Below are 19,264 nucleotides of genomic sequence, written 5' to 3'. Positions count from 1 at the left end.
ACGGTCCTCCGCTCTCATGATCCCGGTAGAATTCGCATCCCACCGAGATGATAGGTAACGCATATCTGAACTAACTTTACCGACAGCCTCGGTTCGGACCTGAAATCGCGCGCTGAGCCGCAGTTTTCCGCGGGCGTTCGCGCCCGTGCCCGCCGATAGGTGCCTTGACGTCGGCTCAGATGACAAAAGCAGGGTCTACCTGCTGAAAGCAGGCGCTCTATGCCGATGCGCACGCGTTCTGACGGGGTGTCTACCGTGGTTTCCCTGTGACTGCATGCAACCTGCGCATTGCGGCAGGCGCAAATGGTTAAAGTGGTCAGCGACTGTGCATGCGCGTGTCCGCGCACGAGATACGAGAAGGAAACCATATGGGATTCGTTTCTAAACTGCTCTCCTTCGGAGCGGATAAGGACCTCAAGCGCTACGAGAAGATGGTCGTCAAGATCAACGACCTCGAGCCGACGTACGAGAAGATGAGTGACGAGGAGCTCTCCCATCAGACCGCACTGTTCCGCGAGCGCTACGAGAACGGCGAGAGCCTTGACTCCATGCTGAACGAGGCCTTTGCCGTCGTCCGCGAGGCTGCCAAGCGCACGCTCGGCATGCGCCACTTCGACGTCCAGCTCATCGGCGGCATGGCGCTGCACGAGGGCCAGATCGCCGAGATGAAGACCGGTGAAGGCAAGACGCTGGTGTCGACGCTCGCCGGCTACCTCAACGCCATCCCCGGCCGCGGCGTGCACATCGTTACCGTGAACGACTACCTGGCCAAGCGCGACTCCGAGCAGATGGGCCGCGTCTACAACTTCCTGGGTATGACCGTCGGCCTGCTCCAGAACGGCATGCCGCTCGATCAGAAGCGCCCGGCGTACGAGGCCGACATCACCTACGGCACGAACTCCGAGTTCGGCTTCGACTACCTGCGCGACAACATGGTCGTGCGCCCGAAGCAGCGCGTGCAGCGCGGCCACGTCTACGCCATCGTCGACGAGGTCGACTCCATCCTGATCGACGAGGCGCGCACGCCGCTCATCATCTCCGGCGCGGGCACCAAGTCGGCGAGCATCTACAAGAACTTCGCACGCGCCGTCCGTGGCCTCACCCGCGGCGAGGAGCCCGAGTTCGACGTGATGACCGGCGGCGAGCGCCCCGAGCCCACCGGCGACTTCATCATGGATGAAGCCAAGCACACCATCGCCGCTACCGAGCAGGGCCTGAAGAAGATCGAGGACCGCCTGGGCATCGACGACATCTACGCCGACCTGTCCGGCCAGCTCGTGAACCACCTGCAGCAGGCGCTCAAGGCCCAGTACATGTTCCATCGCGATAAGCAGTACGTGGTCACGAACGGCGAGGTCAAGATCGTCGACGAGTTCACGGGCCGCATCATGGAGGGACGTCGCTACTCCGAGGGCCTGCACCAGGCCATCGAGGCCAAAGAGGGCGTGCTCGTTCGCGAGGAGAACCAGACGCTGGCGACCATCACCCTGCAGAACTACTTCCGCCTGTACGAGAAGCTCTCGGGTATGACCGGTACCGCCCTTACCGAGGACGCCGAGTTCCGCGAGATCTACAACCTGGCCGTCCAGGTGATCCCGCCCAACAAGCCCGTCATCCGAAAGGACAACGACGACCTCGTCTACCGCACGATCGACGCCAAGTTCAACGCGGTGGCCGACGATGTGGCGGAGCGCCACGCGAACGGCCAGCCGGTGCTCGTGGGCACGGTGTCCATCGAGAGCTCCGAGCGCCTGTCGCGCCTGCTCAACAAGCGCGGCATCAAGCACGAGGTCCTGAACGCCAAGTACCACGAGCGTGAGGCGCATATCGTCGCGCAGGCTGGCCGCCTGGGCGCCGTCACGATCGCCACGAACATGGCCGGCCGTGGTACGGACATCCTGCTGGGCGGCAACCCCGAGGAGCTCGCCCGCGAGGAGGTCATCGCCACCGGCATCAATCCCGAGGAGGCCCCCGAGGAGTTCAAGGCGGCGTACGACAGCGAGCTCGTGCGCGCCAAGGAGATCTGCTCCAAGGAGCACGAGGAGGTCGTGGCAACCGGCGGCCTGACCGTCATCGGCACCGAGCGCCATGAGTCGCGTCGTATCGACAACCAGCTGCGCGGCCGTTCCGGCCGTCAGGGCGATCCCGGCGAGACCCAGTTCTACCTCTCGCTCGAGGACGACCTCATGCGCCTGTTCGGCGGCGACCGCATGGAGAAGGTCAGCGCCATGATGCAGCGCTACGACATGCCCGACGACATGCCCATCCAGAACAAGATCATCTCCAAGGCCGTTGAGGGCGCGCAGCGCAAGGTCGAGAGCATCAACTTCTCCATGCGTAAGAACGTCCTCGAGTACGACGACGTCATGAACAAGCAGCGCCAGGTCATCTACGCCGAGCGCAACAAGGTGCTCGACGGCAAGGATCTGGCCGCGCACATCGACGAGGTCATCGACGACACCGTGTCGCGCTGCGTGCAGGAGTTCTGCACCGTCGATTCGCGCGACGGCGAGCGCGACCTCGAGGGCCTGCACAAGTGGCTCGTCGAGCTCACCGGCAACCAGGATGCGCCCGACATGGCTGACGAGAGCTACGACGACCTCAAGCGCGACGTGCTCGCCTACGTGGAGGAGTGCTACGGCAAGAAGTCCGAGCGCCTGGGCGAGGAGCTCATGCGCGACCTCAACACCCAGGTCATGCTCCGCGTGATCGATACGCGCTGGATGAACTATCTGCAGGAGATGGATTACCTCAAGCAGGGCATCGGCCTGCGCGGCTTCGGCCAGCGCGACCCGCTCGTCGAGTACAAGTCCGAGGCCTTCGCCGCCTTCCACACGCTCGTCAACACGATGTACGAGGACTACCTGCGCACTGTCCTGCGCATCGAGGTCCGTCAGGCGCCCAAGCCCGAGCCGACCTCGGCGCTGAACAACGCCACCTACTCCGGTCCCTCCGATCCGGATGGCGCCTCGACCCTGCGCAGCCAGGCTGCCGCCAACGCCGCGAACGCCGCCGGCCGCGCGCCGCAGGGCACCGCCGGCAACCCCGGCGCGGTCGTGCGCACCTATCGCAAGTCCGAGAGCGGCGACCCCTACGCCAACGTGGGCCGCAACGATCCCTGCCCCTGCGGCAGCGGCAAGAAGTTCAAGCACTGCCACGGCAAGGACCGCTAATGGCCGAGTCCGCACCGCTCACCGCCGCGGACCTCGATGCGCTCGCGACCAGGCTCGCCGAGGTGGAGTCCTACCTCCATCTCGAGGAGAAGCGCGGGCGCGTCGAGGACCTTGAGCGCCAGAGCGCGGCACCTGGCTTTTGGGACGATGCCGATGCGGCGCGTGCCCTGATGGCCGAGCTCGCGCGCGATCGCGACGACATCAAGGCCGTCGAGCGGGCCCACGAGGGGCTGGCCGATGCCTGCGCCGCCCTCGAGCTCGCCGCCGAGATGGATGGCGACGAGGAGCTCGTCTCCGAAGCCGCCGCCACCGTCGCGCAGCTCACGCGCGAGATCGACGACATGGAGCTCTCGAGCTGGTTCACCGGCAAGTACGACCACGGCGGCGCCATCGTGACCATCAAGCCCGGCCAGGGCGGTCTGGAGGCCCAGGACTGGACCTTCATGCTGTTCAAGATGTACATGAAGTACTGCGCGCGCCGCGGCTGGAAGGTGACGATCAACGACTGCCCGGCAGCCGAGGTCATCGGTATCGACCGCGCGACGTTCACGGTCGAGGGCAAGGACGCCTTCGGCATGCTGCGCGCCGAGGCCGGCGTGCACCGTCTGGTGCGCATCAGCCCCACGGACGCCAAGAAGCGTCGCCAGACGACCTTCGCGGGCGTCGAGGTGATTCCCGTCCTGCCCGACGATATCGATATCGAGATCGCCCCCGACGACATCCGCGTCGACGTGTACCATGCGAGCGGTCCGGGCGGCCAGGGTGTCAACACCACCGACTCCGCCGTCCGCGTGACCCATCTGCCCACGGGCATCGTCGTCACCTGCCAAAACGAGCGCAGCCAGATTCAGAACAAGGCGGCGTGCATGCAGATCCTGAAGGCGCGCCTGTACGAGCTGGAGCTGCAGAAGCGCGCCGACGAGCTCGACCAGATCCGCGGTCCCAAGCACGATATCGGCTTCGGGAACCAGATTCGCAGCTATGTCCTGTATCCGTACCAGATGGTGAAGGACCTGCGTTGCGGGGTGGAGACGGGCAACGTCGACAGCGTGCTCGAGGAGGGCGACCTGGACCCGTTCATCGTGGGGTACCATCGCTGGGCCACGGGCAACGCCGACTACACGCCCGACGAGACGGATGGCGAGGAATAGCCGCTAACAAGAAAACCGACGCGCCCTTTCGGTGCAGCCCTGCGGGGCGACCGGAAGGGCGTGTTTTAAGGGGAGGGGAACCATGCCGAAGCGTGCCGGTAACGTGATCGATCTGGATCGGGTGATCCGCTCGAAGTTCGTGCGCGACCTGCCTCTCGTGGCGCTGGGGTGTGCCGTTGCCGCGCTCGGGGTCGACATGTTCATGGTCCCCAACGGCCTGGCCGCCGGCGGCGTGACGGGCTTGGCCACGATCATCGCTGAGCTCACGCGCCGTGCGGGCTTTGAGTTCCCCGTCGGTCTGCAGACCATCATCATGAACGCCGTGCTGCTGCTGTTTGTGGTGCGCACGGGCGGCGCGCGCTATGCCATCCAGACCATCACCGGCTTCGTCCTCTTCGGCTTCTTCACCGACCTGTTCGCGCCCTTCGTGGTGCCGCTTGGCGATGGCGACCTCATGCTCGCCGCGCTGTGGGGCGGCATCGTGTCGGGCGTCGGATACGGCTTGGTGTTCCGCTGCGGCGTCAACACGGGCGGCTCGGATACCATCGCCCAGATCATCTCGCGCAAGACGTCGCTGCCTGTGGGCTCGACCGTCATGGCCATCGACGTCGCCGTCTGCGCGGCGAGCGCCCCGGTCTTCTCCGTCGAGAATGCCCTGTACGCGGCGCTTTCGATGGTGCTCATGGGGTATGTGATCGACCGCGTGGTCGACGGCTCCGACCGTCGCCGCGCCGCGTATGTCATCTCGGAGTACCACGGCGACATCGCGGACGACGTCATGTACGAGATGGGCCGCGGCGTGACCGAGATCGCCGCCCGCGGCGTGTGGAGCGGCAAGAACCGCCCCATGCTCATGATCATCCTCGACCGCCGCGAGGTCTCGCTTCTGAAGACGATCGTGGCCGAGCACGACCCCGAGGCTATCGTCTTTATTTCCGACATCACCGAGGCGTTCGGTGAAGGCTTCAAGGAGCTGGGGGAGTAGGCGATCCAGCTCTCCTCTAAGCGTCCCATACGGACACACATCGAGAACATCGCGTTGGCGACCGTTCGTCCTCCCGCTGCGAGATAAAGGGTGTTTCGCAGGTCGCGTATGGTACTGTGGAAGATGTACCAATGGGACCATGCGCGCGCGGGAAGGGGCATCTTTTCGCGCGTACCCACGAAAGGAGGCACCATGAGCGACGACGAGCTCAAGAAGGTTGCCAACGAGGTCCGCCGCGGGATCGTGACCGCCGTCCACGCGGCCAAGTCGGGCCATCCCGGCGGCTCCCTCGGCGCAGCCGACATCATCACCTACCTGTACTTCGAGGAGATGGACATCGACCCGGCCGACCCGAGGAAGGCAGACCGCGACCGCTTCGTGCTCTCCAAGGGCCACTGCGCCCCGGCGCTGTACGCGGCGCTCGCCGTGCGCGGCTACTTCCCCAAGGAGGACCTCGAGACCCTGCGCCACATCGGGTCCCACCTGCAGGGCCACCCCAACATGAACGACACGCCGGGCGTGGACATGTCCACCGGCTCGCTGGGCCAGGGCATCTCCGCCGCCGTGGGCATGGCGCTCGCCGCCAAGCACTGGGGCGACACGTACCGCACCTACTGCCTGCTCGGCGACGGCGAGATCGAGGAGGGCCAGGTCTGGGAGGCGGCCATGTTCGCCGGCAACCACGGCCTGGACAATCTCGTCCTCATCGTGGACCACAACGGCCTGCAGATCGACGGCACCATCGAGGAGGTCAACTCCGCGATGCCCATCGCCGACAAGTTCCGCGCCTTCAAGTTCCATGTCATCGAGGTCGCGGACGGAAACGACATGGCCCAGCTCCGCGCCGCGTTCGCCGAGGCCCGCGGGACGAAGGGCGCGCCCACGTGCATCGTGTGCGAGACCGTCAAGGGCAAGGGCGTGTCCTTCATGGAGAACAACGTCGGGTGGCACGGAAAGGCACCCAACGACGAGCAGTTCGAGCAGGCCATGGCCGAGCTCGCGAAGGAGGCGTAGGAGATGGCAGACGTGAAGAAGATCGCCACGCGCGCGAGCTACGGCGAGGCACTCGTGGAGCTCGGCGCCGAGCACGACGACTTCGTCGTCCTGGACGCCGACCTCGCCGCCGCCACGCAGACCGGCAAGTTCAAGGCCGCCTACCCCGAGCGCTTCTACGACGCCGGCATCGCGGAGTCCAACCTGATGGGCCTCGCCGCCGGCATCGCCACGACGGGGCGCGTCGCGTTCGCGAGCACCTTCGCGATGTTCGCCGCCGGCCGCGCGTTCGAGCAGGTGCGCAACTCCATCGGCTACCCGCACCTCAACGTCAAGATCGGCGCCACGCACGCCGGCATCTCGGTGGGCGAGGACGGCGCCACGCACCAGTGCTGCGAGGATATCGCCCTCATGCGCGCCATCCCGGGCATGACCGTGATCGTGCCCTCCGACGACGTCGAGGCCCGCGCCGCCGTGCGCGCCGCCTACGAGCTCGACGGCCCCGTCTACATGCGCTTCGGCCGCCTCGCCGTGCCGGTCATCAACGACCATGACGGCTACGAGTTCGAGATCGGCCGCGGCATCAAGCTGCGCGAGGGCAAAGACGTGACCATCGTCGCCTGCGGCCTCATGGTCCAGGCCGCGCTCGAGGCCGCCGAGACCCTGGCCGAGGCTGGCATCGACGCCGAGGTCATCAACATCCATACCGTCAAGCCGCTCGACGAGGACATCATCGTCGAGAGCGCCAAGAAGACGGGCCGCGTCGTCACCTGCGAGGAACACTCGGTGATCGGCGGCCTGGGCGACGCCGTCTGCGCGGCGCTCGCCGAGAGGCATCCCGTCCCCGTCAAGAAGGTCGGCGTGAACGACGTGTTCGGCGAGTCCGGCCCCGCCGTCGACCTGCTCCACAAGTACGGCCTGGACGCCGAGGGCGTCGCGACCGCCGTCAAGGAGTTCATGGCGTAGGAGGTTTTCGTGCGGTACGCTCCGCACCGCATGTCCTAGGTTCGCCCCGTGCATGACCATCGTCGCGGGGTGGTACACTCCAACCATACGCTTTGTCGAGCGCCGTGGTCCGCAGCGTGCGGGGCGCGGCGCTCGATGTATGCCAGGCACGCGCCGGAAGGTTCCAAACCGGGCTGTTGCCCTTGGATCATGACACAGGAGCATTCCTATGAGCGATACGACACATCGAGACGAGCAGGAGACGCGCGAGCTGGCGCCCACGGCGACCACAGCGTTTGCTGACGCCTGCGAGGTCGCCGGTCAAGCCATGCTCGATCTCCATGAGCACGATCAGGCGCTCGAGACGCTGGCGCATATCCCGCTCTCGGCGACGGCAATGCTCAACCTGAACACGCGCTCCGGGGGGACGCAGGAGCTGCCCGCGGGTCTGCGCCCGATGGATGCGCCTTCGGTCGAGGCACCCGATGCCGCCGCGACGCCTTCGGGCGAGGTTGCGGGAAAGCCGCGCCGCCGTTGGGTGCGCCGGGCGCTCGCTGTAATCGCCTCTGTGGCCGTCGTGGCGGCAGCCGTCGCGGCGTTCGTCGTGCTCGTGCTGCCCGAGCTCATGGCCGAGCCCGATGAGGCCGTGGTCACCGAGATTCTCGCCGCCGACCCGGATATCATGGACGGCTTCGCCGTCAACGACTACGTGCAGGAGACGCCCTATGAGCTCTCCGATGTCGCGGTGACCGGGCTCACGAAGGGCGATGACGGCGCCTTCACGGTCGATGCCACCGCGACCGTTGTCAACGAGAGCTTCGAAAGCGACGTGACCGCGACGCTGCTCATCGCGCGTGCCGACGACAAGGACCGCTTCCCCGACCTCGCCCATGCGCAGGAGGACGCCTCCGGTTGGGCGGGAACGGTTCTGCAGGCGACGGCTTCGACGAAGGCGATCGCAGGCGTCACGTTCGACCCCGCGTTTCCCGAGGGCTTTGCGCCGACGTTCGATGCCGCGGCGCAGACCTGCACCTTCACGGCGTCGACCGAGTACTCCTTCTGGTTCGGTGCCGACACGGTGTCCACGCCAGTGACCTACGCCTTCGACGGCAATGCGTGGCTGCGCTCCGAGGGCGAGCGCACCTCGACCGTGACCTACGACGGCACGGCGCTTCAGGGCGATTACGCCCCCACCGACGTCGATGCGGCGAGCGTCGCCTCCTTCACGATCTCCAATTTCGACCCCGCGACCAACACCTTTGCCGTGGAGTATCGCGCGGTTGCCCCCGGCCTGGGCAGCAGCGCCGTGAGCGGCGTCATCTCGTGCTCGATTTCCCCTGCCGAGCCCGGCGATACCACGGGCGGCTACGTGCAGGTCGACGGCGCCGTGTATACCTTCGCGGGCGAGGGCTCGAGCTCAGGAGGCGAGGGGACGGCGTACCTGCAGGGTGTCGTGGGCCTTGACGGCACGCTCGTCATCTCGCTGACATGCGACTACACGCGACGTCCCTTGCTGTTCGGCGAGCCCACGAACGAGACGATGGAGATTGCCGGCACGCTGATGCATTCGTAGGGAGCTTTCGCGCTTGTCATGTTCCGCCCGCACCGCTGTTCGCGGTGCGGGGCTTTTTCGTGCCCGCAGGAGGAAACGTTTTGGCCGCCGGGCATCTGGAGCGTGCCGTGGGGTGCCGGGCGCTCGCTGCCCCGTGCTGCTCGATGGGCAAAATGCTACCAATGAGATAGTCATTGAGGGATTAATACGTACCGTTCACGGCACGTGGTCAAATATGCTTAACCATATAATGCTCTGTGCTATCAACATTACACACGCATCTAAAGAATGATAGGGGGATGAAGAAAGGAGGGGAGTATGGCGATAGGGTCAAGCCGGCTCGCGCGCACGTGGGGTGTCGGTGTTTCGGCGCCGAACGGATCCCATTCGATATCGTTGCCCAGCAGCCTGCTATCGCGCTGCGAGCGCTTCGCATCCGCCTGCCGCAACCGCGGGAAGGCGGCTCAGCCGACCCTCAGGGCGCCGTGATTCCAGCAGATGCGAAGAGGGGATGGTGCACACGGGTCAAAACGGCGAGGGAGCCGGTTCGCGCGAAAGAGCGTGCAGCGTCTCCTCTGGTCATAGGAAAGGCTAATTTATGGATTGCAAAGCCCTGTGCGGCGTGGAGCCGCAGGAAAAGCAAATGGAACGGTTGATGCCCGTAAAAGGTCGGAACGGGATTTTGGTTTGGGTGCTTTACGGCATGTGCGCCCTGCTGGTGGTGGGGGTCGCGATGAACGCCTGGGAGCTGCTGCGGCTTGTGACCAGCGCGTTCGTCAGGGGTCTCACCTTTATGGAGGAGCGCTATCTGCTGGTAAGCGGGCTCAACATCGTGCTCGACGCGATCGCGCTTATCGTGTTCATCGCGTTCGTGCTGTCGGTCGGCCGTCGCGCGGAGTTCTTCTCCCGGGCGCAGACCGCCCGGCTTATGGTGCTGGGCGGCATCGATGCCCTCGGCGCCGTCACGGGATTGCTCATCCCCGCGTATGTTCCTCCAGTTGATGCAAGTGCGGCTGTTTTGGCCGTTGCCGCTGCGCCCGAGCTGGATTTAGCGTCTCTTATGCTTTCTGTGACGTTTTTTGCGCTTGCAGGAACGTTCGAGTACGGTAGAATCCTACAGCAAGATTCGGACGGCATTCTGTAGGGGGTATCTATGCCCATTGTGATGCGACTCGACCGCGTGATGGCGGACCGCAAGATGACTTCGCTCGAGCTGGCGGAGAAGATCGGCATTTCGCCGGTCAACGTTTCCCGTATCAAGACGGGGCGGCTGAAGGGGATCCGCTTTTCCACGCTGACCGCCATGTGCGAGGCGCTTCACTGCAAGCCCGGCGATATCATCGACTGGATGGACGACGACGAGTACGTCGCCGCGTTCGGCAAGCTGCCCGAGGAATAGCGAAGCCCCGCAGCGCTTGCTGCACCATCGCACCCGGGCGTCACGCTTCCCTGCGGAAGGGCGCGCGTCGGGTGGGCCCATTGCATAATAACCTTATAGGGGCAACTGCCCCTTCAACCGGTCGTGTCGGCATGTCCTGTGAGGACGTGCCGGCGCGGCCGTTCGTATTTTGCCTACTCGCATCAGGCGCTCTGCGATAGCAGGGTACGCCGCTCGCGTCTTGGGAACCGCGCGCGGCGGCCCGTTCCTGCCCGTTCCGTGCTTCTTCTGTGCATATCGGCTACGGCTGTTAAAATACGTGGACGTATATGTAGTTCAATCGCACGACACGAAGGAGCTTCTAGTGGGTAACCACTTCCGTAAGCCCGGTGACGAGCAGGCGGCGCAGCAGGCGCCCGCGCTGGACCAGATGGATGCCAGCAGCTCAACGCCGATGCCCGAAGTCGTTCCGGGCGATCTTGGCGCGCAGGCTACCGAGGCGACCGCCCCGCAGGCGGGTGCACCCGATCCGTTCGCATATGTCCCCTCTGTGGAGGATATGCCCCAGGTAGAGGTCCCGAGCTCGCCGCTCGCCGCCGCGGTGTCGTCCCAGGCCGATGACCCCGCGCCTGCCGCGCCCGCCATCAACGTGCCCTCGCCGGCCGATCCGGCTGCACCCGAGGTGTTCATGACGCAGGCAGGTCCCGCCGTTCCCTCCACCGACGCTTCCGAGCAGCGCCAGATCGCCGACGTCGACGCGGCGCTCGCGAGCCCCGACTTCACCTCGGTGTTCGCCCCGGTGCAGGAATCGCGCAAGAAGATGGCGCGCGACGCCGGCGTCGAGCCGGTCATTCTCATGGAGCACGTGACCAAGATCTATCCTGCGCAGCCCAACAAGCCCGCGCTCGACGACGTCAACCTCGAGATCTATCCGGGTGAGTTCGTCTTCCTCGTCGGCCATTCCGGTTCGGGTAAGACCACGCTGCTCTCCACGATGATCCGCGACGTCAAGCCCACCTCGGGCCGCATTCTCGTTGCGGGCCAGGACCTCATGCGCATCAAGAACCGCAAGGTCCCGTTCCTGCGCCGCCAGATCGGTGCGGTGTTCCAGGACTTCCGCCTGCTGCCCAACAAGACCGCGTTCGAGAACGTCGCGTTCGCGCTCGAGTGCATCGGCAAGCCCAAGGCCGTCATCCGCAGCCAGGTTCCCGAGGTGCTGCGCCTCGTCGGCCTGGCCGACCAGATGGACTCCATGCCCGATCAGCTCTCCGGCGGCGAGCAGCAGCGCGTCGCCGTGGCGCGCGCCATGGTCAACCGCCCGCCGCTGCTCATCTGCGACGAGCCCACCGGCAATCTCGACCCGGCCATCTCGCTGGGCATCATGAAGCTGCTCGAGCGCATCAACCGCACGGGCACCACCGTCATCGTGGCCACGCACGACCGTGAGATGGTCGACTCCATGCACCGTCGCGTCATCGCGCTCGAGGCAGGCCACATCGTTCGCGACCAGGAGAGGGGAGGCTACGGTAACTATGGTGCCTAGCAACTTTGGGTATTCACTGCGCGAGGCGGGCAGCCATTTCGTCCGCAACCTCGGCACCTCGATTGGCGCGGTCATCACCATCTTCCTGTCGCTGTTCATCATCGGTCTGTTCATCTTGGGTTCCGCTCTGGTCAACTCGGTGATCGGCACGGTCGAGCAGCAGGTGACCATCAACGCCTTCATTTCCGACGAGGCGACCGACGAGGACATCCAGGCCTTCCGCGACGAGATCGAGGGCTGGGAGAACGTCGCCAGCGTGACGTTCAAGACCAAGGAGGACGCGCTCGAGGACTATCGCGGCAACATCTCCAACAACGCCGAGGCGACGCTTGCGGCGCTGGACGGCGAGAACCCGCTGCCCCGCTCGTTCGTGATCGAGATGGACGACCCCTCTCAGGTCGAGTCCACCGCCGAGCGCATCAAGGAGGACTCGCTCTTCCGTCAGATCGTCGATGACGAGGACCCCGATGTCGACGACGTCGAGGCCGATGTGAACGCGAGCGTCCTGTACGGCCGCGAGGAGGTCGGCCGCCTGTTCCAGGTGACCGCGTATATCCGCATCGCCGCCGTCGTGCTCGTGGCGCTGCTCACCTTCATCGCGTTCATCTTCATCAACAACACGATTCGCCTTTCCATCACCGCGCGCCGCCGCGAGATCGGTATCATGCGCCTCGTGGGCGCGTCGAACAGCTTCATCCGCGGGCCGTTCATCACCGAGGGCGTCATCCAGGCCATCCTGGGTTCGCTGCTCACCATCGGCGCGCTGGAGCTCATCCGCAACCTCGGCATGCCTGCGCTGCAGCATGCGGTGAACTTCATCTCGTTCAACATCCCCATCCAGATGTACCTCATGACATACGCTGCGCTCGTGATCGTGGGTATCGTCATCGGTCTGTTCGGTTCGGCCATCGCCATGGGACGCTACCTCAAGGTGTAGCCGCTCCGACAAAAACGACAGCTTGCTTGCATGATCGGGTCGCCTTCGTGGCGGCCCGATTGCATGAAGGGCGCATGTACAACGCCGCCTACAGATCCGGTGGCTTTCGCGCGACGCGCTGGGTATACAGGAGAGAAGAAGGGAGGTCCCATGGGACGCAAGCACAGGGGAAGGGCGCCGCGCAAGGGGCCGACGCGCTCGCGGCACAGCGCGCGGGTGACGGGCACCGTTCGCGTGACCGATGCTGGTGCCTTCGTGGAGACGGCTGAGGGCATGTTCCGCCTGACGCAGCGCGGTATCCGCGAGGCCATGAACGGCGATACCGTAACCGTGAGCCTGCATCGCGGTCCGGGCGGAGGCCAGCGCGCCGTGGTCGAGAGCACGCTGACGCGCTCGACCTCCACGATTGTGGGAACCTACGATCAGACGGGTCCGCTGGGTGTCATCCGGCCGCTCGACAGCCGCGTGAAGCAGGATTTCTTCGTGCTGCCGCGCGACACCTCCGCCGCGCGCGAGGGTGTGGGCGTAGGTGACGTCGTATCGGCGCGCATCGTGAGCTACCCTTCGCGCTACGAATCGGGGGTGGCTACCATCGAGCGCCGTCTTGGTGGACCTGATGCCCCCGACCTTGGCATCCGCTGCATCATGGCGCGCTACGACCTGGAGGACGGCTATCCCGAGGGTGCCGTGAACGAGGCGCGCGAGGCTGCGCTCGATGTCGACGCGGCGCTTGCCGATCCGCTGCGGCGCGACCTGCGCGACCGTTTCCTTCTGACCATCGATCCGGTCGATGCCCGCGATTTCGACGACGCCATCTCGCTTGAGCGCACGCCCAAGGACACGTGGAAGCTCGGCGTGCACATCGCCGACGTGTCGCATTACGTTGCCTGGGACTCGTCGCTCGACCTCGAGGCGCGCAGGCGCTCAACCTCGGTGTACCTTGCCGACCGCGTGCTGCCGATGCTTCCCGAGGCGCTTTCGTGCGACCTGTGCTCGCTTCGCCCCGATGAGGACCGCCTTGCCATGACGGTCGATATGGAGCTCGATCGCCGCGGTCGGGTGCGATCCTTCTCGCTGTTCCCGAGCGTCATCCGCTCCCGCATCCGGCTCGATTACGAGGCGGTCGATGTCCTGCTGGACGACGATGGTGCCGACGGAGGCGCTGCCGGTGAGCCAGCGGACGGTGCCCGTGCTGCCGCGGAAAAACGTGCGCTCGATGCTTGCGCCGCTGCGCGCGGCGCAGAAGTCGATCTCAAGGCCTTTCTGCGCGAGGCCGATGCGCTGGCGCAGCTTCGGGTCGGTATCCGCCATGCGCGCGGCGCCATCGACTTCGACACGGTGGAGGTCCACGCGCTGCTGGACGATGCCGGCATGCCAGAGCGCATCGTGTGCCGCGCGCGGACCCGTGCGACCTCGCTCATCGAGGAGGCCATGCTGCTTGCCAACGAGTGTGTGGCGTCGTGGCTCGCCGATCGCGGTCTCGACGCCGCCTTCCGCGTGCACGAGCCGCCTTCTCCCGACGATCTTGCCGGTGCGGCGAAGGTGCTGTGCGAGATCGGTGCCATCGACCGTGGGCAAGCAGCGGGCATCAAGGCGGGCGACCCTGCGGCCATCGAGGCTGCCGTGGAGGCGAGCCGGACGAGCGGCTTTGCTCCCTTGGTAAACGCGCTGCTGCTGCGCGCCATGCAGCGCGCGGTGTATCGACCGCACAACCTGGGGCATTATGCCCTGGGTGCCGACGCGTACTGCCACTTCACGAGCCCTATCCGTCGCTATCCCGACCTGCTTGTCCACCGTGAGCTCAAGCGCGCGCTGGCGCAGGAGCGCTTGGGGCGCGCGGCGGCGCGCGAGCGCACCCCGTATCTGACCGGCTCGGGCGATTCGTCGCTCGTGCGCGTGCTGCCGCAGCTCTGCCGCCACGCGAGCACGCGCGAGCGCATCGCCGACGCTGCCGCGCACGCCTCCCAGAAGGTCAAGGTCGCTCAGTACTATCAGGAGCGCGTGGGCGAGCGCTTCTCCGGCTCGGTGTCGTGGATCGATACCATGGGCGCCTTCGTGCGCCTCGACGAGACGGGGGCGGAGGGTCTGGTGAGGCTGTCGGCGCTCGGCGGCGATGAGTGGTGGGATCTCGACGAGGACCTCTTCGTGCTGCAGGGGAGCGCGAGCGGGCGGACCATCACGCTCGGCACCCGCGTGATCGTGGAGGTGCTCGGCACCGACCCCGTGCGGGGCCATCTCGATTTCAAGCTGATCCATGCGAGCCGTGCGCTACACTGATACGGCAGATAAACGATTGTGAGGAGCCCTTGTGGAGCTGACCGTTACCGAAAGCGATATCGCCTACGCCGAGAGCTATCTTGCTGCCGGCGACCTGTCGACCGCGGCGCCGATGATCGAGCGTCTGGTCGAGCAGGTGGAGGAGTACATCGATGCTGAGTGTCAGGCGACCGACGCCGTCCAGTACTTCAGCTTTGCCGACGCCTTCGAGCGCCTGGCGTATCGCCGCGTCGAGCGCGATCCGCGCGAGCTCGTGCAGGTCCCGGCGCCGTTCGACCGCCTGTACTCCGCGCTGGCGTTCGTCTACATCGGTACCGAGGATTACATCAGCGCCCGCAACGCTCTGACGCAGGCAGTCCGCTGGAACCCCATGAACTGCTCGTATCGTCTCGACTTGGCCGAGCTCTACCGCGCGCTGGGCAATATCCAGGAATGGGCGGCGCTGAGCCATTCGGTCGTCGAGCGCGCTTCCGATGCGCGCTCAGCGGCCCGTGCCTACGCGAATTTGGGCGAGTTCTTCCTGGAGTCGCACAACGCGCTCGCGGCGACCGGCTGCATGCGCTTGGCTCAGAAGCTGGCACCCGCCGACCGTCGCGTTCAGGCGCTGGTCGGCCGCATGACGGCCGAGCGCGCCGAGGCCCAGGAGGCAACCGACGAGGAGGCCCTGGGCGAGCTCGCGACCCAGGGCGTGGAGACGAGTCCCTCTGCCGAGGTCGCCATCTGCCTGCTCATGTGCGCATCCGATGCGGCTGCAGCGGGCGATCGCAACGAGGCGACGCAGTTGACCGTTCGCGCACGCGGCCTGATCGGCGACGAGGCATGCCGTACGCTCGTGAAGCTCATCCGTGAGTCCGATGCCGAGCTTGCCGAGGAGCGCGCCGCCGCGGCCGGCGATGCGGACGAGCAAAAGGAGGCTGGCCATGCGGAGCCGTAAGGAGCGCAAGACCATCGCCAAGAACCGCTCGGCCCACCACGAGTACTTCATCGAGGAGACGTTCGAGTGCGGTGTCGTGCTCGCGGGCACCGAGGTGCGCAGCCTGCGCGAGCGCGCCTGCCAGATCACCGACACCTTCGCCCTCATCCGCGGGGGAGAGTGCTGGCTTGTGGGCGTGCATATCCATCCGTACAGCCACGGCACCATCTTCAACCGCGATCCCGATCGCAGGCGCAAGTTGCTGCTTCATCGCAAGCAGATCGATTATCTCGACGCGAAGCTGCGCAACCGCGGCTATGCGCTCGTGCCGCTTGAGCTGTACTTCGACGATAACGGCCGCGTGAAGCTCACGCTCGGCCTCGGTTGCGGCAAGAAGCTCTACGATAAGCGCGAGGACATGGCCAAGCGCGACATGCAGCGCGAGATCGATCGCGCCCTCAAGGCTCGCAGCCGGTAGCAGCTAATTGAATTCGCTTGATGTCGAGGCGCCCCGTTCGCGGGGTGCCTTCTTGTGAGCGCTCGGGGGATGATGTTTTGCCGAGCTAGGTGAAATGGTGCGTGCGGGATCTTTGGTATTTAATCGGGCGTGCCGGAGGCGATGCCGACACTTGCGGCGACGGTCAGGGATGAAATCGGTATTTTTGTACCTGTGAGGTACCTAACTGCCTGCTTTCGATCGGATACGGAGGGCTTGTGCGGAAGGTCTTGAGCCTAAAAACTTTTTCATATTGTCTTCAATATGAAAAATGCTATTGAGTCCTATAGCTCATGATTCCATGGCGGTACATAACCAATCTTTTCATCCACGCAACTGCATTGTCGGGGGAGTGCAGTTCATCGCGCACTTGTTTCGTGCGTAGAAAGATCTCATTTGTCCGGTGCCCTTCCGACAAATCGTCTCGAGTGCGTTCGGAGGACGATTGCGTCGGCTTCTTTGGGGGTATGTATGGGGCAGGGCCGTAATCGGCTCGCGTACCGAGAGGGGAGCAACCCATGGACATGACCGCGTTTTTCAAGATGAGCTACGGCCTGTACGTCGTGTCGGCCGAGGCGGATGGGCAGAAGGCGGGCTGCGTCATCAACACTGCAACCCAGGTGACCGCCGAGCCGCCGCGCCTGATGGTCGCCGTGCATAAGGACAACGTGACGACGGGTGCCATCAGCCGCGCCGGCGCTTTCACGGTGACGGCGATCGACATGACAGCCGACATGCCGTTCATCGGTAACTTCGGCTTCCGCACGAGCGCGAACTACGACAAGTTTGAGAAGTACGGGTGCGAGACCTCCGCGGTCGGAAGCCCCTATTCGCCCGAGCACGCATGCGCCCTCTTTGCCTGCAAGGTCGTCGAGACCGTCGATGTCGGCACGCACCTGCTGTTCATCGGCGATGTGGTCGACGCTCAGAAGCTGTCCGACGAAGAGCCGCTTACGTATAGCTATTACCACTCCACCCTCAAGGGCAAGACACCGCCCAAGGCGTCGAGCTATCAGGGGTAGCGCAGGAGCGGATGCTCGTCTGAATTATTATCGAGAATGTGTCCTAATTGCGAAGATATGCCGTAGACGGAATTGCCGGTTAGAATTTCGGCGAGCTGGATATACTAGCGGTACGTTCATCGCCAACGAAAGGAAGTCACCATGGCTGACGAGAAGAAGTATAAGTTCGTGTGCGTCGTTTGCGGCTACGAGGTCGAGGTTGACACCCCCGAGCTGCCCGAGGATTACGTCTGCCCCGTCTGCGGCGTCGGCCCGGATCAGTTTGAGCTCGTCGAGGAGTAGCGAACGCGCAAGAGCATTCAGGGCGCCCCGGCCATAGCGGTCGGGGCGCTCTTGTTTTCCAGTCCGTATGCGTCGCGCTTCCGCAGCGGGCATTTCGCGCTCCGCGAGCGACAGTTCGTGCCGTGGAGGCGCCCCGGGGGCGGGGACCTCAAGTTGCTTTGCTAGAATGCAGACATCGTAAGAGAGGAGGGCATCATGAACACTCTCCAGCGTTGGATTATCCCGACTCAAATGGAGTCGAACGCACCCCGCATCAGCGCGCGCCTGTTCAACCTTGTCATGGCGGGCCTCATCTTTCTGGGCTTCTGCGTCATAGGCTTGGGTGTCGGCATCGTCACGAATGCCGGGTTCATGGCTTGGTTCGACGCGAACGGCCTGCTCGGTCTCATCCTGCTGATCGGCGGCCCGATCGTGGGCGTCATTCTCATGTCCGGTGCGGTCAAGCGCCAGTCCGTGGTGCACTCGCTTATCGGCTACGCCATCTTCGTCACGACGTTCGGCCTGTTCTGCGCGGCCGCGATCGCCCAGTACGACCTGCCGACCATCAATACTGCCTTCATCGCCACGGCGGCTATCACGGTCGTGTTCGGCATCCTTGGCCTGACGTTTCCCAAGGTGTTCCAGCGAATCATCGGCGCGCTGGTCGTGGCGCTTGTCGCGCTGTGCCTCGCGCAGATCGTCATGGCGCTCATGGGGGTTGACCAAAGTTGGCTTGACATCGCCATCATCGTCGTGTTCTGCGGGTTTATCGGCTACGACATGTACCAGGCTTCCGTCGTGGAGCCCACGCTGCCCAACGCGGTCTTCATGGCGTCCAACCTGTTCCTGGACATCATGAACATCTTCATCCGCGCCCTGGATATCGCCGATCGCCGCTAATGCAAGTTTGGGGACAGGCCCCAAACTTTCACGAAGAGGGGACGCGTCGTGGACGATGCCAATCTGATTGAGACGCCGCGCCTGATACTGCGGCGCATGAGCGTTGACGACGCGCCCGCGCTGCTCGAGATGCTTTCCGATGAGCGGGTCTCCAAGTTCCTGCCGCTTTTCGCGCCTGCAGACGAAAAGGAGGCGCGCTCGTTTATCGACCGTACGTTTTTGAGCAGTTACGCGAGGGCGGACGCGGGGGAGCGGGGCGCAGATGGGTGCCCGCTCGACCTGAAGTTCGCGGTGTGCCTCAAGGACGCGGCGGGCGCTCCTGCGCGCCTGATCGGCTACATCCAGATCGACGGCGATGAGGCACACGACTTCGGTTACGCCTACGTGCATGATGCATGGGGGCACGGTTACGCTTCCGAGGCGGCTCGTGCCATGGTCGCACGGGCGCGCGCGGAGGGCCTTCCGTTTCTGACCGCCACCCACGACGAGCTGAATCCTGCGAGCGGTCATGTCATGCGCGCTAGCGGGATGGATTGCCGCTATTCGTACCGCGAGCACTGGATGCCCAAGGACTACGACGTGGTCTTCCGCATGTATCAGATCGACATCGCCAAGGACGCCTCTACCTACCGGGGATATTGGGAGCGTTATCCCGAGCACTGGGTCGATTCTCCCACGGATGGCGCTGCGTAAACTGTTGCCGCTCCCGCACATGGCCCTCTGCCGTTTTGGGACAAT

General features: G+C 64.8%; 17 protein-coding genes. All 17 read left to right on the top strand.

What is annotated here, in order from left to right; translation table 11 throughout:
- Positions 1 to 368 precede the first annotated feature (368 nt).
- The 17 genes from secA to H6A16_RS02765 all read left to right on the top strand — a co-directional run bounded on the left by secA (position 369) and on the right by H6A16_RS02765 (position 19,219).
- Positions 369 to 3,173: a preprotein translocase subunit SecA gene (secA, locus tag H6A16_RS02845; RefSeq protein WP_204615937.1), complete on the top strand. Its 2,805-nt coding sequence runs from the start codon at positions 369 to 371 to the stop codon at positions 3,171 to 3,173.
- Complete coding sequence (gene prfB / locus H6A16_RS02840; RefSeq protein ID WP_204615936.1) at positions 3,173 to 4,324, top strand: peptide chain release factor 2; 1,152 nt, start codon at positions 3,173 to 3,175, stop codon at positions 4,322 to 4,324. Before secA ends, prfB begins: the two co-directional genes overlap by 1 nt.
- A gap of 82 nt (positions 4,325 to 4,406) precedes the next feature.
- On the top strand, positions 4,407 to 5,309 hold the full coding sequence (locus H6A16_RS02835) for a YitT family protein (protein WP_204615935.1): 903 nt from the start codon (positions 4,407 to 4,409) through the stop codon (positions 5,307 to 5,309).
- A 192-nt stretch (positions 5,310 to 5,501) separates the two neighbouring features.
- Positions 5,502 to 6,323: a transketolase gene (locus H6A16_RS02830; protein ID WP_204615934.1), complete on the top strand. Its 822-nt coding sequence runs from the start codon at positions 5,502 to 5,504 to the stop codon at positions 6,321 to 6,323.
- Between the two features lie 3 nt (positions 6,324 to 6,326).
- Positions 6,327 to 7,268, top strand: a complete 942-nt coding sequence (locus H6A16_RS02825) for a transketolase family protein (RefSeq protein ID WP_204615932.1) — start codon at positions 6,327 to 6,329, stop codon at positions 7,266 to 7,268.
- Between the two features lie 208 nt (positions 7,269 to 7,476).
- Complete coding sequence (locus H6A16_RS02820) at positions 7,477 to 8,820, top strand: hypothetical protein (RefSeq protein WP_204615930.1); 1,344 nt, start codon at positions 7,477 to 7,479, stop codon at positions 8,818 to 8,820.
- Between the two features lie 577 nt (positions 8,821 to 9,397).
- Positions 9,398 to 9,943, top strand: coding sequence for a hypothetical protein (locus H6A16_RS02815; protein WP_204615928.1), 546 nt, complete (start codon positions 9,398 to 9,400; stop codon positions 9,941 to 9,943).
- Between the two features lie 9 nt (positions 9,944 to 9,952).
- Complete coding sequence (locus tag H6A16_RS02810) at positions 9,953 to 10,198, top strand: helix-turn-helix domain-containing protein (protein WP_204615926.1); 246 nt, start codon at positions 9,953 to 9,955, stop codon at positions 10,196 to 10,198.
- A gap of 343 nt (positions 10,199 to 10,541) precedes the next feature.
- Entirely contained in the window at positions 10,542 to 11,720 is a 1,179-nt protein-coding gene (gene ftsE, locus H6A16_RS02805; RefSeq protein WP_204615924.1) for a cell division ATP-binding protein FtsE, read from the top strand.
- Positions 11,710 to 12,657 (top strand): permease-like cell division protein FtsX, encoded by a 948-nt coding sequence (gene ftsX, locus H6A16_RS02800; RefSeq protein ID WP_204615922.1) that lies wholly within the window; start codon positions 11,710 to 11,712, stop codon positions 12,655 to 12,657. Before ftsE ends, ftsX begins: the two co-directional genes overlap by 11 nt.
- Positions 12,658 to 12,807: 150 nt before the next feature.
- Complete coding sequence (locus tag H6A16_RS02795; protein ID WP_204615921.1) at positions 12,808 to 14,934, top strand: ribonuclease R family protein; 2,127 nt, start codon at positions 12,808 to 12,810, stop codon at positions 14,932 to 14,934.
- 31 nt (positions 14,935 to 14,965) lie between these two features.
- On the top strand, positions 14,966 to 15,868 hold the full coding sequence (locus H6A16_RS02790) for a hypothetical protein (RefSeq protein ID WP_204615920.1): 903 nt from the start codon (positions 14,966 to 14,968) through the stop codon (positions 15,866 to 15,868).
- Positions 15,855 to 16,325, top strand: coding sequence for an SsrA-binding protein SmpB (smpB, locus tag H6A16_RS02785; RefSeq protein WP_204615919.1), 471 nt, complete (start codon positions 15,855 to 15,857; stop codon positions 16,323 to 16,325). The genes H6A16_RS02790 and smpB overlap by 14 nt, the downstream gene beginning before the upstream one ends.
- A 536-nt stretch (positions 16,326 to 16,861) precedes the next feature.
- Positions 16,862 to 17,365, top strand: coding sequence for a flavin reductase family protein (locus H6A16_RS02780; RefSeq protein WP_204615918.1), 504 nt, complete (start codon positions 16,862 to 16,864; stop codon positions 17,363 to 17,365).
- 141 nt (positions 17,366 to 17,506) lie between these two features.
- Positions 17,507 to 17,647, top strand: coding sequence for a rubredoxin-like domain-containing protein (locus H6A16_RS02775; RefSeq protein ID WP_066834651.1), 141 nt, complete (start codon positions 17,507 to 17,509; stop codon positions 17,645 to 17,647).
- A 195-nt stretch (positions 17,648 to 17,842) separates the two neighbouring features.
- A complete protein-coding gene (locus H6A16_RS02770) occupies positions 17,843 to 18,526 on the top strand; it encodes a Bax inhibitor-1 family protein (protein ID WP_204615917.1) in 684 nt (227 codons plus the stop codon).
- A 48-nt stretch (positions 18,527 to 18,574) separates the two neighbouring features.
- Positions 18,575 to 19,219 carry a GNAT family N-acetyltransferase gene (locus H6A16_RS02765; protein ID WP_204615916.1) on the top strand — a complete coding sequence of 215 codons (645 nt, stop codon included), beginning with the start codon at positions 18,575 to 18,577 and terminating at the stop codon, positions 19,217 to 19,219.
- Positions 19,220 to 19,264: the final 45 nt, after the last annotated feature.

Origin of the sequence: Collinsella tanakaei, assembly GCF_016900375.1 — a bacterium.
In the GTDB taxonomy this organism is placed as follows: Bacteria; Actinomycetota; Coriobacteriia; order Coriobacteriales; family Coriobacteriaceae; genus Collinsella.
The sequence above is the reverse complement of the archived record's forward strand: the minus strand, read 5'-3'. Positions and strand labels throughout refer to the sequence as shown.

What these genes read in the sequence shown, in the direction of transcription:
- secA (WP_204615937.1), top strand. Translation starts at nt 369, where the DNA reads ATGGGATTCGTTTCTAAACTGCTCTCCTTCGGAGCGGATAAGGACCTC.
- prfB (WP_204615936.1), top strand. Translation starts at nt 3,173, where the DNA reads ATGGCCGAGTCCGCACCGCTCACCGCCGCGGACCTCGATGCGCTCGCG.
- H6A16_RS02835 (WP_204615935.1), top strand. Translation starts at nt 4,407, where the DNA reads ATGCCGAAGCGTGCCGGTAACGTGATCGATCTGGATCGGGTGATCCGC.
- H6A16_RS02830 (WP_204615934.1), top strand. Translation starts at nt 5,502, where the DNA reads ATGAGCGACGACGAGCTCAAGAAGGTTGCCAACGAGGTCCGCCGCGGG.
- H6A16_RS02825 (WP_204615932.1), top strand. Translation starts at nt 6,327, where the DNA reads ATGGCAGACGTGAAGAAGATCGCCACGCGCGCGAGCTACGGCGAGGCA.
- H6A16_RS02820 (WP_204615930.1), top strand. Translation starts at nt 7,477, where the DNA reads ATGAGCGATACGACACATCGAGACGAGCAGGAGACGCGCGAGCTGGCG.
- H6A16_RS02815 (WP_204615928.1), top strand. Translation starts at nt 9,398, where the DNA reads ATGGATTGCAAAGCCCTGTGCGGCGTGGAGCCGCAGGAAAAGCAAATG.
- H6A16_RS02810 (WP_204615926.1), top strand. Translation starts at nt 9,953, where the DNA reads ATGCCCATTGTGATGCGACTCGACCGCGTGATGGCGGACCGCAAGATG.
- ftsX (WP_204615922.1), top strand. Translation starts at nt 11,710, where the DNA reads ATGGTGCCTAGCAACTTTGGGTATTCACTGCGCGAGGCGGGCAGCCAT.
- H6A16_RS02795 (WP_204615921.1), top strand. Translation starts at nt 12,808, where the DNA reads ATGGGACGCAAGCACAGGGGAAGGGCGCCGCGCAAGGGGCCGACGCGC.
- smpB (WP_204615919.1), top strand. Translation starts at nt 15,855, where the DNA reads ATGCGGAGCCGTAAGGAGCGCAAGACCATCGCCAAGAACCGCTCGGCC.
- H6A16_RS02780 (WP_204615918.1), top strand. Translation starts at nt 16,862, where the DNA reads ATGGACATGACCGCGTTTTTCAAGATGAGCTACGGCCTGTACGTCGTG.
- H6A16_RS02775 (WP_066834651.1), top strand. Translation starts at nt 17,507, where the DNA reads ATGGCTGACGAGAAGAAGTATAAGTTCGTGTGCGTCGTTTGCGGCTAC.
- H6A16_RS02770 (WP_204615917.1), top strand. Translation starts at nt 17,843, where the DNA reads ATGAACACTCTCCAGCGTTGGATTATCCCGACTCAAATGGAGTCGAAC.